Raw genomic sequence first — 13,735 nt, 5'->3', positions numbered from 1 at the left:
TCTTCAGATCGAAAAGATCCTGGATTTTTGATAAGATACTGACTTAAGAATCATTTTGAAAAGGAGCTAGAATGCGTTGTCCGTTTTGTTCAACTGAAGAAACTAAGGTGATTGACAGCCGTTTGGTTTCTGATGGGTATCAAGTGCGTCGTCGTCGGGAATGCGGGAATTGTCATGAACGCTTTACCACCTTCGAAACGGCCGAATTAGTGGTGCCAAAAATTATTAAAAATGATGGGTCACGCGAACCGTTTAATGAAGATAAATTGCGTAGCGGTATTCAACATGCGTTAGAAAAACGCCCTGTAAGTTCGGATGATGTAGAAAAAGCCATTAGCCATATTATCATCCAATTACGCGCGACGGGTGAGCGCGAAGTGCCAAGTCATCTCGTGGGTAAATTAGCCATGAATGAGCTGAAAGAATTAGATAAAGTGGCGTATATCCGTTTTGCATCCGTTTACCTGAGCTTTGATAATATCAATGAATTCACCAAAGAAATTGAAAGCTTAAAGGATTAATATGAGTGACACCTTTTCCCCTGATGACGTGAAATTTATGCAACTGGCTCTTGAGCTTGCGGCAAAAGGGCAGTACACCACCGCGCCAAATCCATCCGTAGGATGTGTGTTAGTTAAGAACGGTGAAATTGTCGGGAAAGGGTTTCATTTTAAAGCTGGTCAGCCTCATGCAGAACGTGTAGCGTTGGCAGATGCCGGTGAGAAAGCGAAAGGTGCAACTGCGTATGTGACGCTTGAACCTTGTTCTCATTATGGACGCACACCGCCTTGTGCATTAGGTTTAATTGAAGCGGGGGTCAGTCGAGTTGTTGCCGCCATGGCAGATCCTAATCCTCAAGTGGCAGGCAAGGGCTTAAAAATGTTAGCCGATGCAGGTATACCAAGTGCGGTCAATTTATTGAATGAACAAGCAGAAGCCTTAAATAAAGGTTTTCTCAAACGTATGCGGACTGGCAAGCCTTATGTGCAGCTGAAATTAGCCATGAGTTTAGATGGACGAACAGCCATGGCGAGCGGTGAAAGCAAATGGATTACAGGTGATGAAGCTCGTGCGGATGTACAAAAAATGCGAGCCAAAGCGGCCGCACTTTTATCAACAAGTGCTACCGTGTTAGCCGATGATCCAAGCTTGAACGTGCGTTGGAATCAATTCCCCAATGACCTAAAAGCGGAATATGCGGAAGATACTGTGCGTCAGCCTATTCGCATAATTTTAGATTCTAAAAATCGAGTTCAACCAAGCCATCAATTATTCCATACCCATTCGCCAGTTTGGCTTGTGGGTTCAATTCCACGAGATATGTCTGTGTTTCCTGATTTCTGTGAGCAAATGTTACTGCCAGAAAACTATGATTTTGATCTATTGATGACAGAATTAGGTAAGCGACAAGTGAATTCTGTTTGGGTAGAAGCGGGTGCCAATTTAGCGGGTAGCTTGATTGAACAACATGCTGTAGATGAATTAATCATTTATGTTGCCCCGAAACTCTTGGGAGATAAAGCTCGAGGATTATGCCAACTTTCGCATTTGGAAAAACTTGCGGATGCCCCATTGTGGCAACTGCAAGAATGTGAAAGAATTGGGGATGATTTAAAGCTCAGTTATTTACCTAACTTATTAATAAAAGAATAAAAAAATGCTTAAAAAACTTTTCCACTCCGCCCTTTGGGGGCTTGCTGCGGCAGGTGTTATTTTATTTGCCGTTCCTAAGCTCAATAACAGCAGCCTTTTCTCTGCTGATGATATCGTTTCGTTCAATAGCGCCGTGAGAATTGCTTCTCCTGCTGTGGTGAATGTGTACAACCGATCTTTTTCTTCTGCCAGTATTAATGATAGCGATCAATTACAGGTAAATAACTTAGGTTCTGGCGTGATTATGACGAAAGACGGTTATATTCTTACCAATAAACACGTTATCCAAAATGCCGATCAAATTGTGGTGGCACTGCAAAACGGCAATATTTATGAAGCAAATTTAATCGGTTCGGATAATTTGACGGATCTTGCAGTATTAAAAATCAAAGCAACCAATCTTTCGACGATTCCACAAAATCAAGAACGCCAAGTACGAGTGGGTGATATTGCTCTGGCTATTGGTAACCCATATAACCTTGGACAAAGTGTGTCACAAGGGATTATCAGTGCGGTAGGACGTAGTGCCGTAGGGGATTCTTTAGGGCGTCAAAACTTTATTCAAACAGATGCATCAATTAACCGTGGTAACTCTGGTGGTGCGTTGATTAACTCAGCTGGCGAATTAGTAGGGATCAGCACGTTAAGTATTGGTAAAACAGCCAATGAAATTGCGGAAGGTCTGAATTTTGCGATTCCAATTAGCATTGCTAATGATGTGTTATATAAAATTATTCGCGATGGCCGCGTGATTCGTGGTTATTTTGGGGTACAAAGTGAAATCACCGCTAACTCTAATGGTGGTATTGTGATTACAGGCGTGACCGCCAATAGCCCAGCAGCGAAAGCAGGCATCCAAGTGGGTGATGTGATTTTACGTTTAAATAAACAAGATAACTTATCTATTCGTGAAATGATGCAAATTATTAGTGATACTAAACCGAATACAGAAGTCATTGTTACTGTTTCTCGCTTAGGTAAAGTGATTGATCTCCCTGTAGTTATTGAAGAGTTACCATCTAACTAAGGATATATCGTGGAAGTTAAAACCAGTCACTTTTTTGCCTGTTTAGATCGTCTTCGCTTAATTCAGCGTTGGTCATTGATGCGTAATATTGAAAAGGAAAACTTAGCAGAGCATAGTCTGCAAGTTGCCTTTGTGGCACAAGCCTTGGCGATTATTAAAAATCAATTTTTTGACGGGGAAGTGAATCCTGAGCGTATTGCGGTGATGGCAATGTATCATGATACCTCTGAAATCTTTACTGGGGATTTGCCGACCCCAATTAAATATTTCAACTCTGAAATCACGCATGCTTATAAAGATATTGAAGCGGCTGCCGAATTGCATTTAATTAGTTTGCTCCCGACAGAATTACAAGACAGTTTCGCGCCATACTTAGATAGTGAGCAATTTAGCTCTGAAGAAAAGCATATAGTAAAACAAGCGGATTTGATTTGTGCCTATATTAAAGCCCAATTTGAATTAGAGCATGGTAACCATGAATTTAAAACAGCGAAAAAACGCTTAGAAAATTTAATGGAACAATGGCACAGTCAAGAAATGGATTATTTTTTACAGGTCTTTTTGCCTAGTTTTGGGCGATCAATTGATGAGATTGCGTTATGAGCGAAAATAAAAAAAGTGCGGTTAATTTTGACCGCACTTTCTGTTTCGAGGATTATTTCAATGTTGCTAAAATAATCTGTTCAGGATCCACGTGTAACCACACATCTTGTCCCACTTTCCAACCATCTTTGCTATGAATACTCGCACAAAATTCAATTGAGCTGTCCTTTATTTGCAAAATCACTTCTTCATTCTGCATAGAAAGAATCGTCGCTTGGAAAAGGTTATTTTTTTCTTCTAATGGGGTAGTGCTAATTTTCACCCAAGGGGCTTTAAACATGACCATCACTTCTTTTTCAGTAATGAGTCTGAGTCGCTCTGCACTGCGCATTGTGATTGAAACATGTAATGGATGAGCTAAATCCTGAATGTTTACTGCAACAATGCAGCGGGAGTCCACAATATGTTGGCTTGCTACCTTACCGAAAAATTGATTGCGCGCACTACTTTGTAAGGAGAATTTTGCTGTTGCTGAAAGCAGGCTGTTTAACGGGATCGTCTCATCTTGCAGAATATGGAACGCGTGCTCTTGTGTTTGTTCGAGCAAATCGTAAAGCTGTAGCAAACGTTCTGCGTAAGTCGTTAATGATGTACCGCCCCCATTTTTCCCACCGATATTACGTTCTAAAAGCGGTTTTGGGCTGATTTTATTCATTGCCTCAAGGTGATCCCAAGCACTTTTATAGCTCACTTTAGCGTTTTTGGCCGCTTGGTTGATTGAGCCACATTCTTTAATTTCTTTTAAGAGGCGAACACGTTTTGGATCAATAAATAATTCTTGATGAAGTTTGATCGTCAGTAAAATTTCAGTTTGTTTCATCATCTCCTCCTAATACACAATTCTGTTTATTTTACTTGATCTTTAAGTTTTTCTGTATGCTTATTTAAAAATTCAAGTTATAATTTACTCGCAGTATATTTTTTTATATATAGTTTCATTTATATAGGAGATAGATAATGAAATTAACTAAATTTGCAACCGCACTTTTAATTGCGGGTATGGGTGTATCTTTTGCTGCATCAGCAAAAGTGACTGTGTTTGCAGCAGCTTCAATGACTGATGCGTTACAACAAATTGCGGATCAATACCAAACTGAAAAGCCAAATAATACCGTTGTTTTCTCTTTTGCTTCTTCTTCTACTCTTGCAAAACAAGTTGAAGAAGGTGCACCTGCAGACTTATTTATTTCAGCTAGCAACAAATGGATGAAATATTTATCAGATAAAAATCTCACTGTAAAAGAAACGGAAAAAGTATTAGCGGGTAATGAATTAGTGTTAATTGCGCCGGCTAAAAGTGCGGTTAATTCAGTGGATATTGCTAAAGGTGAATGGATTAAAGGCTTAAAAGACAGTTATTTGTCCGTGGGTGATCCTGCGCATGTTCCTGCAGGACAATATGCAGAAGAATCATTAACGAAATTGAATTTATGGGATCAAGTCAAAGATAAATTAGCGCGTGCGAAAGACGTGCGTGGTGCGTTAGCTTTAGTTGAACGCGCTGAAGCGCCTTACGGTATTGTGTATAGCACCGATGCGAAAGTGAGTAAAGACGTGAAAGCAGTAGGTGTATTCCCGAAAGAGAGTTATAAACCGGTTGAATATCCGGTTGCGATTTTAAAAGATCATGACAACGCGGATACCCGTGATTTTCTCAATTACTTAGAATCGAGTGCTGCGAAAAAAATATTTGTTGAATATGGTTTCTCTGTGAAATAATGAGCCAGACTTTATAAAGAAAGGACAGGAAACTGTCCTTTTTGTTATCTCTAAAGAAATTTCGTCATATCGATATATACACAAGGAAATATTTTGCTCTCTTGGTTTCAATTAAGCTCGATGGAATGGGATGCGATTCACTTAAGCATGAGTGTCGCATTGAGTTCTATGCTTTGGAGTTTGCCCTTCGCAATTTTTATCGCTTGGCTGCTGGCTCGTAAGGAATTCTACGGTAAGTCACTGATTACAGGAATTATTCATCTGCCTTTGGTGTTACCGCCAGTGGTAATTGGTTATTTATTATTAGTCGCCATGGGACGTAACGGTTTTATCGGTAAGTATTTATATCAATGGTTTGGCTTATCCTTTGGCTTTAGCTGGAAGGGAGCGGTATTAGCTTCTGCAGTGGTAGCATTTCCATTGGTTGTGCGGGCAATTCGTCTTTCTTTGGAAAGCATTGATTTTAAGTTGGAGCAAGCCGCACAAACGCTTGGCGCTTCGCCTTGGCGAGTCTTTTTTACAATCACGTTGCCTCTTTCTCTCCCTGGTGTATTGGCGGGTTTAGTATTAGGTTTCGCACGTTCTTTAGGGGAATTTGGGGCAACCATTACCTTCGTATCTAATATTGCGGGGGAAACCCAAACCATTCCTTTAGCGATGTATTCATTTATCCAAACACCGGGCGCAGAAGCACAAACTGCACGACTTTGCTTGTTTGCGGTGATTCTTTCATTAATTTCCTTATTGCTTTCCGAAGCCTTAAGCAAACGGATGCAGAAAAAATTGGGGCAAGGCGATGCTACACATTAATGTACAACAACAATTAGGTCGCCTGACCTTACGTGCGGATCTGCAATTGCCAACTCAAGGTGTGACGGCTATTTTTGGTTTGTCAGGTTCGGGTAAAACCTCATTGATTAATTTAGTGAGTGGTTTAACTCATCCCGATCAAGGATTTATTCGTTTAAATGACCGCACTTTGGTGGATGTGGAGAACAGTGAGAATCTTCCCGTACATCAGCGTAAAATCGGCTATGTATTCCAAGATGCGCGTTTATTTCCTCATTATAATGTCAAAGGTAATTTGCGTTATGGCATGAAGCATGTCAGCCGTGAAGATTTTGACTATATCGTTCAGCTCCTTGGTATCGAACCGTTACTCAAACGCTATCCGCTTACTTTATCGGGAGGCGAAAAACAACGTGTGGCGATTGGGCGAGCCTTATTAACAGATCCTGATATTTTATTGATGGATGAACCGCTTTCAGCTTTAGATATGCCTCGCAAACGTGAGCTCATGCAATATTTGGAAAGTCTATCCAAAGAAATTAATGTGCCGATTTTATATGTGACGCACAGTTTAGATGAATTATTACGCTTGGCCGATCGTGTAGTGCTGATGGAAAACGGCAAAGTGAAAGCCTATGACACCTTAGAAAATGTGTGGAACAGTCCGTCATTTGCCCCTTGGAAAGGCGAATCGGAGCAGAGTAGTGTGTTGGCGTTGCCCGTCTATTTACATAATCCAACCTATAAAATGACCGCACTTTCTTTAGGCGAGCAACAGCTTTGGATTAACGAAGTGCATCATCAAGCGAATGAAAAAGTACGTGTCTGTATTTATAGTTCCGATGTATCACTCACTCTCAGCAAGCCAGAACAAACGAGTATTCGTAATATCTTACGTGGGCAAATTGTACAAATCGTTCCGCAAGAGAATCGCATTGATATTGCGGTGTTGGTGGAAGGGCATAAAGTTTGGGCAAGTATCAGTAAATGGGCGTTTAATGAATTGCATTTCGCTCAAGGCATGGATGTTTATGTGCAAATAAAAGCGATTTCAGTCGTATAAAGTAAAAGTGCGGTCAATTTCAAAACAGTTTTAAAATTGACCGCACTTTTTGTTTAGGATTACTTACCTAAGTTATCAAAGAATTTCTTCACACCGTCTAAAAAGCTTGAAGATTTCGGATTATGCGATTTTTGTCCTTTCAAACTTTCTTCCAGTTTTTCTAATAATTCTTTTTGTTCTTTATTTAAGTTCACTGGTGTTTCAATCACCACTCGACAAATGAGATCACCTGCGTAGCCGCTACGTGTAGAGCTTACCCCTTTACCACGCATACGGAATAGTTTGCCTGTTTGGGTTTCAGCAGGGATTTTGAGTTTCACTTTACCATCTAAGGTTGGAACTTCGATTTCACCACCTAACGCAGCCATTGAGAAACTGATTGGCACTTCGCAGTAGAGGTTATTGCCATCACGTTCAAAGATATGATGTTCTTTAACGTGAATGACCACATATAAATCACCTGCTGGAGCACCATTTTCGCCAGCTGCACCTTCACCGCTTAAACGTAATTGGTTGCCGGTATCCACGCCTGCAGGGATTTTAACGGAAAGATTTTTCTTCTTGTGAACACGACCTTCGCCATGGCAGCTTTTACATGGTTTTTCAATTTTCTTACCAGAACCATGACAAGTAGGACAAACCGCTTCAGTTACGAAGAAACCTTGTTGGCGACGAATACGACCTGAACCATGACAGCTTGGGCATGTCTCAACTTTTGATCCTTTTTCTGCGCCAGTACCATCGCAGCTATCACAGTGAGCAAGGGTATTAATTTGGATATCTTTGGTTGTACCTTTTACGGCTTCTTCTAACGTAATTTGGATGTCATAACGTAAATCTTCACCGCGAACAACACGCTGACGACCGCGTCCGCCACCGCCGAAGATATCGCCGAACATATCACCAAAAATATCACCGAAATCAGCACCGCTGAATCCGCCACCGAAGCCACCGCCTCCCATGCCACCTTGTTCAAAGGCTGCATGACCGTATTGATCGTAAGTCGCACGCTTTTCTTTATCACCTAGGATTTCATAGGCTTCTTGGATTTCTTTAAATTTTTCTTCTTTGGCTTTATCACCTTTGGTTCTATCAGGGTGATATTGCATGGCGAGTTTTTTGTAAGCACGTTTAATTGCTTTTTCATCTGCGCCACGTTCAACACCAAGAACGTCGTAATAATCTTTCTTTGCCATAATGTTTTCGTTTTCCGTTTAAAAATATAAATTTAAAAAATTTTATTTTGTTATTGTATGGTATTGCGTTAACAACATACCTAAGAATAAAAATAATGTCGAAGTCAGAAATATCAAGGGTAAATTCGTTAATTTATGACTTATTTTGCTGCTGCAAATGCTTGCTCTAAGTCAGCTAAAATATCTTGAATATTTTCAATACCGCAAGAAAGGCGAATAAGTCCTGCAGAAATCCCCGCTTTTTCTAATTCAGCTTCACTTAATTGGCGGTGCGTTGAAGTCGCTGGATGTAATGCACAAGTCCGAATATCGGCTACGTGTACTTCACGTGAGGTCATTTGCAATGCGTTTAACCATTTTGCCGCGGTTTCTTTATCACCTTTAATCTCAAAGGAAATAACGCCACACAAACCGTTCGGTAAGTATTTTTGTTTGAGCACGTAATCTGGTGAACTTGGTAAGCCAGGGTAATTCACTTTAACAACTTGCGGATGTTTTTCTAAAAACTCGGCTACAGCCTGTGCATTTTCATAATGACGTTGCATGCGAAGCGCAAGGGTTTCCATACCTACATTTAATAAGAAACTATTTTGTGGTGCTGGTGTAGCACCTAAATCACGCATTAATTGCACGCGTGCTTTGACAATATAAGCCGCAGGGCCGAAGGTTTCTGTGTAAACCAAACCATGATAAGTTTGGTCTGGCATGCTTAATTGCGGATATTTGCCGTTATTCCAATTAAAGTTACCACCATCAGTAATTGAGCCACCTAAGGCAATAGCATGACCATCTAAATATTTAGATGTACTGTGAATGACCACATTTGCGCCAAATTCGATTGGACGACAAAAATAGGGCGTTGCAAAGGTATTATCAACTAATAATGGCGCCTCAGCAGCTTTCGCTAAGGCTGCAAATTTTTCAATATCCAACACGCGTAAAGCGGGGTTCGCAATGGTTTCAGCAAAAACAGCTTTTGTATTTGGACGAATTGCTTTTTTGAGCTCTTCAAGTGGTAAATCTTGATCCACAAAAGTCACTTCGATACCCATTTTTTTGAATGTATGGGCAAATAAATTGTAAGTACCGCCATACACATAAGAAGAGGAAATGAAATGATCGCCTGCTTCTAAAATATTCAACATCGCATAGAAAACCGCAGATTGACCAGAAGCAGTACACATTGTTGCTACACCACCTTCAAGTGCCGTGATTTTTTCTTCCGCAGCATTTGTTGTTGGGTTTGCTAGGCGAGTATAGAAATAACCGGCTGCTTGTAAATCAAATAACTTGCCAATTTCTTCTGCAGAATCATAAGTATAAGTAGTGCTTTGTACGATTGGTTGAACACGTGGCTCACCGTTTTTAGGGGTATAGCCAGCATGGAGGCATTTCGTTTCGAATTTCATTGTTTTTTCCTTTGTTGTGTTTGTTTTGGGGTAAAGTGCGGTCGTTTTTTATAAAATTTTACGCACTTTGAGCTTAGCAATGTGGTACAACAGCGATATAAATTTCTACCAAACCATCAGAGTGGTATTTTTCAAAATCCACCGAATAAGCCCGCTTAAGTAAACCTTGTTGTTCTTTTTTCCAGATTAGTTGCCATGTTTGATAAATTTCATCTACTTTGCAACGAAAAACTTCGTAGAAACTCAAATCTTCAATTTCAATCACTGGCATATCTGTCTCTAATACTACTTCACTTGCAATCGCAAAATCATAGTCTGTTAGGTGATTCGTAGCATAATTAAAATAGATGCCATAACAACAGTGACCTTGTGGTAGTTTATCAAGATTGTTTTGCCAAAGGGCTGAGATTATCTCATTTGCTATGTTGTTATTTAAGCGTTGTTGTACGATTGGGTAGAGTTTTAACGCCATTTATCCTCCGGGTTTATTTTTCCTGACTTCACTTTTTTAAATAAAGTCAGGAAAAATGGCATTTAATGAATATGCCAAAAGGGCGTATCGCTACGCCCTTTGATTTAGGTTAAAGTGAAATTATTTGTTGTCTTTCACTTCTTCAAACTCAGCATCAACAACATCATCATTTGGTTTGCTGTTGCTTTGAGCTTGTTGTGCATCAGCTTGCGTTTGTGCCGCTTGAGCAAGTTTTTGAGCAACTTCTGCAAGTGCTTGAAGTTTTGCTTCGATTGCTGCTTTATCTTCACCTTTCGCTGCAGTTTCTAAATCGCTTAATGCACTTTCAATTGCTGCACGATCTTCAGCTGGAACTTTGTCACCGGCTTCTTCTAATTGTTTACGTGTGCTGTGTACAAGGTGATCTGCTTGGTTGCGAGCTTGTACTAATTCTTCAAATTTACGGTCTGCTTCAGCATTTGCTTCTGCATCACGAACCATTTGTTGAATTTCTTCATCACTTAAACCTGAAGAGGCTTTGATGGTGATTTGTTGTTCTTTACCCGTACCTTTATCTTTCGCAGAAACATGGATAATACCGTCAGCGTCGATATCAAAGGTTACTTCAATTTGTGGCATACCACGTGGAGCAGGGTTGATGCCTTCAAGGTTGAATTGACCTAAAGATTTATTCGCTGATGCTTGTTTACGTTCACCTTGTAATACGTGAATGGTTACTGCACTTTGGTTATCTTCTGCTGTTGAGAATACTTGCGATTTTTTAGTTGGAATCGTCGTGTTTTTCTCAATTAAGGTAGTCATTACGCCACCCATTGTTTCGATACCTAAAGATAACGGAGTTACGTCTAACAATAATACATCAGTTACATCACCCGCTAATACACCACCTTGAACTGCTGCACCGATAGCAACGGCTTCATCCGGGTTCACGTCTTTACGAGGTGCTTTACCGAAGAACTCTTCTACTTTTTGTTGTACTAATGGCATACGGGTTTGACCGCCCACTAGGATAACATCATCAATTTGTGATGCACTTAAGCCAGCATCATTTAATGCAACTTTTACAGGTTCAAGTGATTTAGCCACTAAATCTTCTACTAAAGATTCTAATTTAGCACGGGTTAATTTAATGTTTAAGTGTTTAGGACCTGTTGCATCTGCAGTGATGTAAGGTAAGTTCACATCAGTTTGTTGTGCAGAAGAAAGTTCAATTTTCGCTTTTTCACCTGCTTCTTTTAAACGTTGCATTGCAAGTGGGTCGTTACGTAAATCAACGCCTTGTTCTTTTTTGAACTCATCCACTAAGTAGTTGATTACACGGTTATCGAAGTCTTCACCACCTAAGTGAGTATCACCGTTGGTTGCTAATACTTCGAAGGTTTTTTCGCCACCTACTTCATCAATTTCGATGATAGATAAGTCGAATGTACCACCACCTAAGTCATAAACAGCGATAGTTTTGTTGCCTTGACCTTTATCTAAACCGTAAGCTAATGCTGCAGCTGTAGGTTCGTTGATAATACGTTTAACTTCTAAGCCTGCGATACGACCTGCATCTTTTGTCGCTTGACGTTGAGCGTCGTTAAAGTATGCAGGAACAGTGATTACTGCTTCTGTCACTGGCTCACCTAAGAAATCTTCCGCAGTTTTCTTCATTTTTTTCAATACTTCTGCAGAAATTTGAGGAGGCGCAAGTTTGTCACCTTTTACATTTACCCATGCATCACCATTGTCTGCTTTGGTGATTTCAAATGGCATAATGTCGATATCACGTTTTACTTCAGCATCATCAAAACGACGACCAATTAAACGTTTGATTGCGAATAATGTATTTTTCGGGTTGGTCACCGCTTGGCGTTTTGCCGGTTGACCGACTAAAATTTCGTTATCATTTGTATAAGCGATAATTGACGGGGTAGTACGATCGCCTTCTGCGTTTTCAATTACGCGAGGTTTGTCACCATCCATTACAGCGACACAAGAGTTTGTTGTACCTAAGTCAATACCAATAATTTTTCCCATGTTGTTACTCCTAATTAAATTTTAAATTCGTTGTAAATTGTTACGATGAATAAGATGTGGATACTTTTTCGCATTTCAAGAGGCAAGATTTAAAATTTTTTCTTCCTTTTAAAGTGCGGTCATTTCCGTTCTTGTTTTACAAAATAAGTCCAGAGATGAGAAGTTCAAGGGGGGATATAAAATTATTTTTTAAAAATAAGAAAAAAATTGTGATTTGTGATAAATTGCCAGCAATTTTAATCATCTATTAGTTAGCAAAGGAATCAAAATGAAAAAATCAACTGTAGCATTAGGTGTCATTGTTGCCCTCGGTATTGTCGGCATCGGTGGTGCATGGTTTACTGGAGAAAAAGCACAAACTGAATATTTGCGTCAAATTGAATTAGCGAACCAAAAATTCCAAAGTTTAGGTTTGTCAGATTCAGTGAATCTTGTTTATAAAAATAAGCAATTTGATCGCAGTTTCTTTACTTCTCAAGTGGAAGATGAAGTAGTTATTTCTTTACCGAAAGAAGGACAAGTATTTACTATCCCACTTTCAACTAAGCTTTATCATGGACCATTTCCACTTAATCAGTTGGAAAAATTTAACTTCGTACCAACAATGTTTTCAGCACAAGGTGTGATTGGTAAAAATGAAACAACTCAGCCACTATTTGATTTTCTTAAATCAGATAAACCTGTTCAATATCAAGCTTCGACTAGTTATAGTTTAGCAACAAAAGGTAAAGTTGAATTAGCAGCAGGGGAAATGACAGATCCTCACTCACCGCAAAATAAGATCGCATGGTCAAATATCAACATTGGTTTTGATGTAGATAAAGATCGAGCGGGGAAATATGACATGACCTTAGACGAAGTGACTGCTGATTTAGGCCCTAGTAGTGCAGATGGGGATAGCCAGGACGCTACTGCAGTTAAGTCGGTAAAAACGAAGATGAAGGGCATGAAATTGGATGCTTCATTCAATCCTACAAAATGGGCTTACATTTATACTGGGAAAGGTTCTTATTCAACTGAAAGCTTCGAAATGACGAGCACGGACTATGCTGGAAAAACGACTTCTCTTATTGAAAAAGGCTTAAAAGCCACATCTGATATTTCACTTAATGGTGATTTTGTAAACTTAAAAAGTGAGAGTGCAGTAGATTCATTTGTTCTAGATGGAAAAGAGTTAGGGAAGTTAACTAACAATAGCGAGTTAAATCATATTGAAGCAAACGCAGTAAATGCCTTGATTGAAGCTGTTTTCACAGTATTTAAGTCTGTTAGAGATGATAAAAATGTGAATGATGAAGTGGTTTCTGAAATCTTAAGTTCATGGGTTGAAGAGCATGGTATGGCTATTTTTAATAATCAACCTCAAATTAAACTCAATCCTGTGTCAATTTCAGATGATCAAGGCAAAGTGTCATTAGATTTAAATGTGGCGCTAGCGAAAGATCCGAAATTTGATTTAATGGCGGGGAGTTTATATAAACAGTTTACAGATTTTGCAGTGAATATTCATGTAGATAAAGCAACTGCAGAAAAACTTATGACACAATTAGATCCAGAAGCAGATAAAGCGTTGATTAAAGCACAAATTGAAGAGCAAGCTAAGCAAGCGGCAGCACAAAATATTGTGGTGAATAATGATAAAAATGTGACGCTTAACTTAGTGCTTGAAAAAGGCGAACTCAAACTTAATGGTCAAGTGATTCCAGAAGAGCAAGTTCAAGGCGTATTATTTATGTTAATAATGGGCGCAGCAATGCAGGGTAAATAATTAACGAATAAATA

Annotated in this window: 13 protein-coding genes; 8 read left to right on the top strand and 5 right to left on the bottom strand. The window is 39.5% G+C overall.

The features are described from left to right. Window positions 1-71 precede the first annotated feature (71 nt). The 4 genes from nrdR to yfbR are packed head-to-tail and all read left to right on the top strand — an operon-like array spanning window position 72 to window position 3,283. On the top strand, window positions 72-521 hold the full coding sequence (gene nrdR, locus DPV81_RS02220; RefSeq protein ID WP_005695670.1) for a transcriptional regulator NrdR: 450 nt from the start codon (window positions 72-74) through the stop codon (window positions 519-521). A 1-nt stretch (window position 522) separates the two neighbouring features. Further along, a complete protein-coding gene (gene ribD, locus DPV81_RS02215; protein ID WP_111386541.1) occupies window positions 523-1,653 on the top strand; it encodes a bifunctional diaminohydroxyphosphoribosylaminopyrimidine deaminase/5-amino-6-(5-phosphoribosylamino)uracil reductase RibD in 1,131 nt (376 codons plus the stop codon). Window positions 1,654-1,657: 4 nt separating this feature from the next. Next, a complete protein-coding gene (gene degS / locus DPV81_RS02210; RefSeq protein ID WP_111386540.1) occupies window positions 1,658-2,680 on the top strand; it encodes an outer membrane-stress sensor serine endopeptidase DegS in 1,023 nt (340 codons plus the stop codon). 6 nt (window positions 2,681-2,686) lie between these two features. Continuing rightward, window positions 2,687-3,283, top strand: coding sequence for a 5'-deoxynucleotidase (gene yfbR, locus DPV81_RS02205; protein ID WP_111386539.1), 597 nt, complete (start codon window positions 2,687-2,689; stop codon window positions 3,281-3,283). A 52-nt stretch (window positions 3,284-3,335) separates the two neighbouring features. Here the strand turns inward: yfbR and modE are convergent, their stop codons facing one another. Continuing rightward, window positions 3,336-4,103 (bottom strand): molybdenum-dependent transcriptional regulator ModE, encoded by a 768-nt coding sequence (modE, locus tag DPV81_RS02200; RefSeq protein WP_111386537.1) that lies wholly within the window; start codon window positions 4,101-4,103, stop codon window positions 3,336-3,338. 134 nt (window positions 4,104-4,237) lie between these two features. Here modE and modA point away from each other — a divergent pair, with 134 nt between their 5' ends. The 3 genes from modA (at window position 4,238) to modC (ending at window position 6,854) form a co-directional block, all read left to right on the top strand. Continuing rightward, the gene (modA, locus tag DPV81_RS02195) at window positions 4,238-5,002 is read left to right on the top strand and encodes a molybdate ABC transporter substrate-binding protein (RefSeq protein WP_111386535.1); all 765 of its coding nucleotides are present in this window, start codon (window positions 4,238-4,240) and stop codon (window positions 5,000-5,002) included. Window positions 5,003-5,095: 93 nt separating this feature from the next. Continuing rightward, on the top strand, window positions 5,096-5,812 hold the full coding sequence (gene modB, locus DPV81_RS02190) for a molybdate ABC transporter permease subunit (protein WP_258164903.1): 717 nt from the start codon (window positions 5,096-5,098) through the stop codon (window positions 5,810-5,812). Then, window positions 5,799-6,854, top strand: coding sequence for a molybdenum ABC transporter ATP-binding protein ModC (gene modC, locus DPV81_RS02185; protein WP_111386533.1), 1,056 nt, complete (start codon window positions 5,799-5,801; stop codon window positions 6,852-6,854). The genes modB and modC overlap by 14 nt, the downstream gene beginning before the upstream one ends. A 59-nt stretch (window positions 6,855-6,913) precedes the next feature. On the opposite strand, the gene dnaJ is transcribed toward modC, so the two are convergent. From dnaJ to dnaK, 4 genes are all read right to left on the bottom strand, one after another. Next, window positions 6,914-8,050, bottom strand: coding sequence for a molecular chaperone DnaJ (gene dnaJ, locus DPV81_RS02180; RefSeq protein ID WP_111386532.1), 1,137 nt, complete (start codon window positions 8,048-8,050; stop codon window positions 6,914-6,916). Window positions 8,051-8,190: 140 nt separating this feature from the next. After that, window positions 8,191-9,459, bottom strand: a complete 1,269-nt coding sequence (locus DPV81_RS02175; protein WP_111386530.1) for an O-acetylhomoserine aminocarboxypropyltransferase/cysteine synthase family protein — start codon at window positions 9,457-9,459, stop codon at window positions 8,191-8,193. 73 nt (window positions 9,460-9,532) lie between these two features. Continuing rightward, window positions 9,533-9,931, bottom strand: coding sequence for a GyrI-like domain-containing protein (locus DPV81_RS02170; protein ID WP_111386529.1), 399 nt, complete (start codon window positions 9,929-9,931; stop codon window positions 9,533-9,535). A 120-nt stretch (window positions 9,932-10,051) separates the two neighbouring features. Then, window positions 10,052-11,953, bottom strand: a complete 1,902-nt coding sequence (dnaK, locus tag DPV81_RS02165) for a molecular chaperone DnaK (protein WP_111386527.1) — start codon at window positions 11,951-11,953, stop codon at window positions 10,052-10,054. Between the two features lie 268 nt (window positions 11,954-12,221). Between dnaK and DPV81_RS02160 the strand changes: the two genes are divergently transcribed. Next, the gene (locus tag DPV81_RS02160; RefSeq protein WP_111386526.1) at window positions 12,222-13,721 is read left to right on the top strand and encodes a YdgA family protein; all 1,500 of its coding nucleotides are present in this window, start codon (window positions 12,222-12,224) and stop codon (window positions 13,719-13,721) included. Window positions 13,722-13,735 lie beyond the last annotated feature (14 nt).

It is taken from the genome of Haemophilus parainfluenzae (assembly GCF_003252795.1).
Taxonomy (GTDB): Bacteria; Pseudomonadota; Gammaproteobacteria; order Enterobacterales; family Pasteurellaceae; genus Haemophilus_D; species Haemophilus_D parainfluenzae_K.
This window is presented reverse-complemented; position numbering and strand designations above follow the sequence as displayed.

Coding starts and splice junctions, on each gene's coding strand:
- nrdR (WP_005695670.1), top strand. CDS start 72: ATGCGTTGTCCGTTTTGTTCAACTGAAGAAACTAAGGTGATTGACAGC.
- ribD (WP_111386541.1), top strand. CDS start 523: ATGAGTGACACCTTTTCCCCTGATGACGTGAAATTTATGCAACTGGCT.
- degS (WP_111386540.1), top strand. CDS start 1,658: ATGCTTAAAAAACTTTTCCACTCCGCCCTTTGGGGGCTTGCTGCGGCA.
- modE (WP_111386537.1), bottom strand. CDS start 4,103: ATGAAACAAACTGAAATTTTACTGACGATCAAACTTCATCAAGAATTA.
- modC (WP_111386533.1), top strand. CDS start 5,799: ATGCTACACATTAATGTACAACAACAATTAGGTCGCCTGACCTTACGT.
- dnaJ (WP_111386532.1), bottom strand. CDS start 8,050: ATGGCAAAGAAAGATTATTACGACGTTCTTGGTGTTGAACGTGGCGCA.
- DPV81_RS02175 (WP_111386530.1), bottom strand. CDS start 9,459: ATGAAATTCGAAACGAAATGCCTCCATGCTGGCTATACCCCTAAAAAC.
- DPV81_RS02170 (WP_111386529.1), bottom strand. CDS start 9,931: ATGGCGTTAAAACTCTACCCAATCGTACAACAACGCTTAAATAACAAC.
- dnaK (WP_111386527.1), bottom strand. CDS start 11,953: ATGGGAAAAATTATTGGTATTGACTTAGGTACAACAAACTCTTGTGTC.
- DPV81_RS02160 (WP_111386526.1), top strand. CDS start 12,222: ATGAAAAAATCAACTGTAGCATTAGGTGTCATTGTTGCCCTCGGTATT.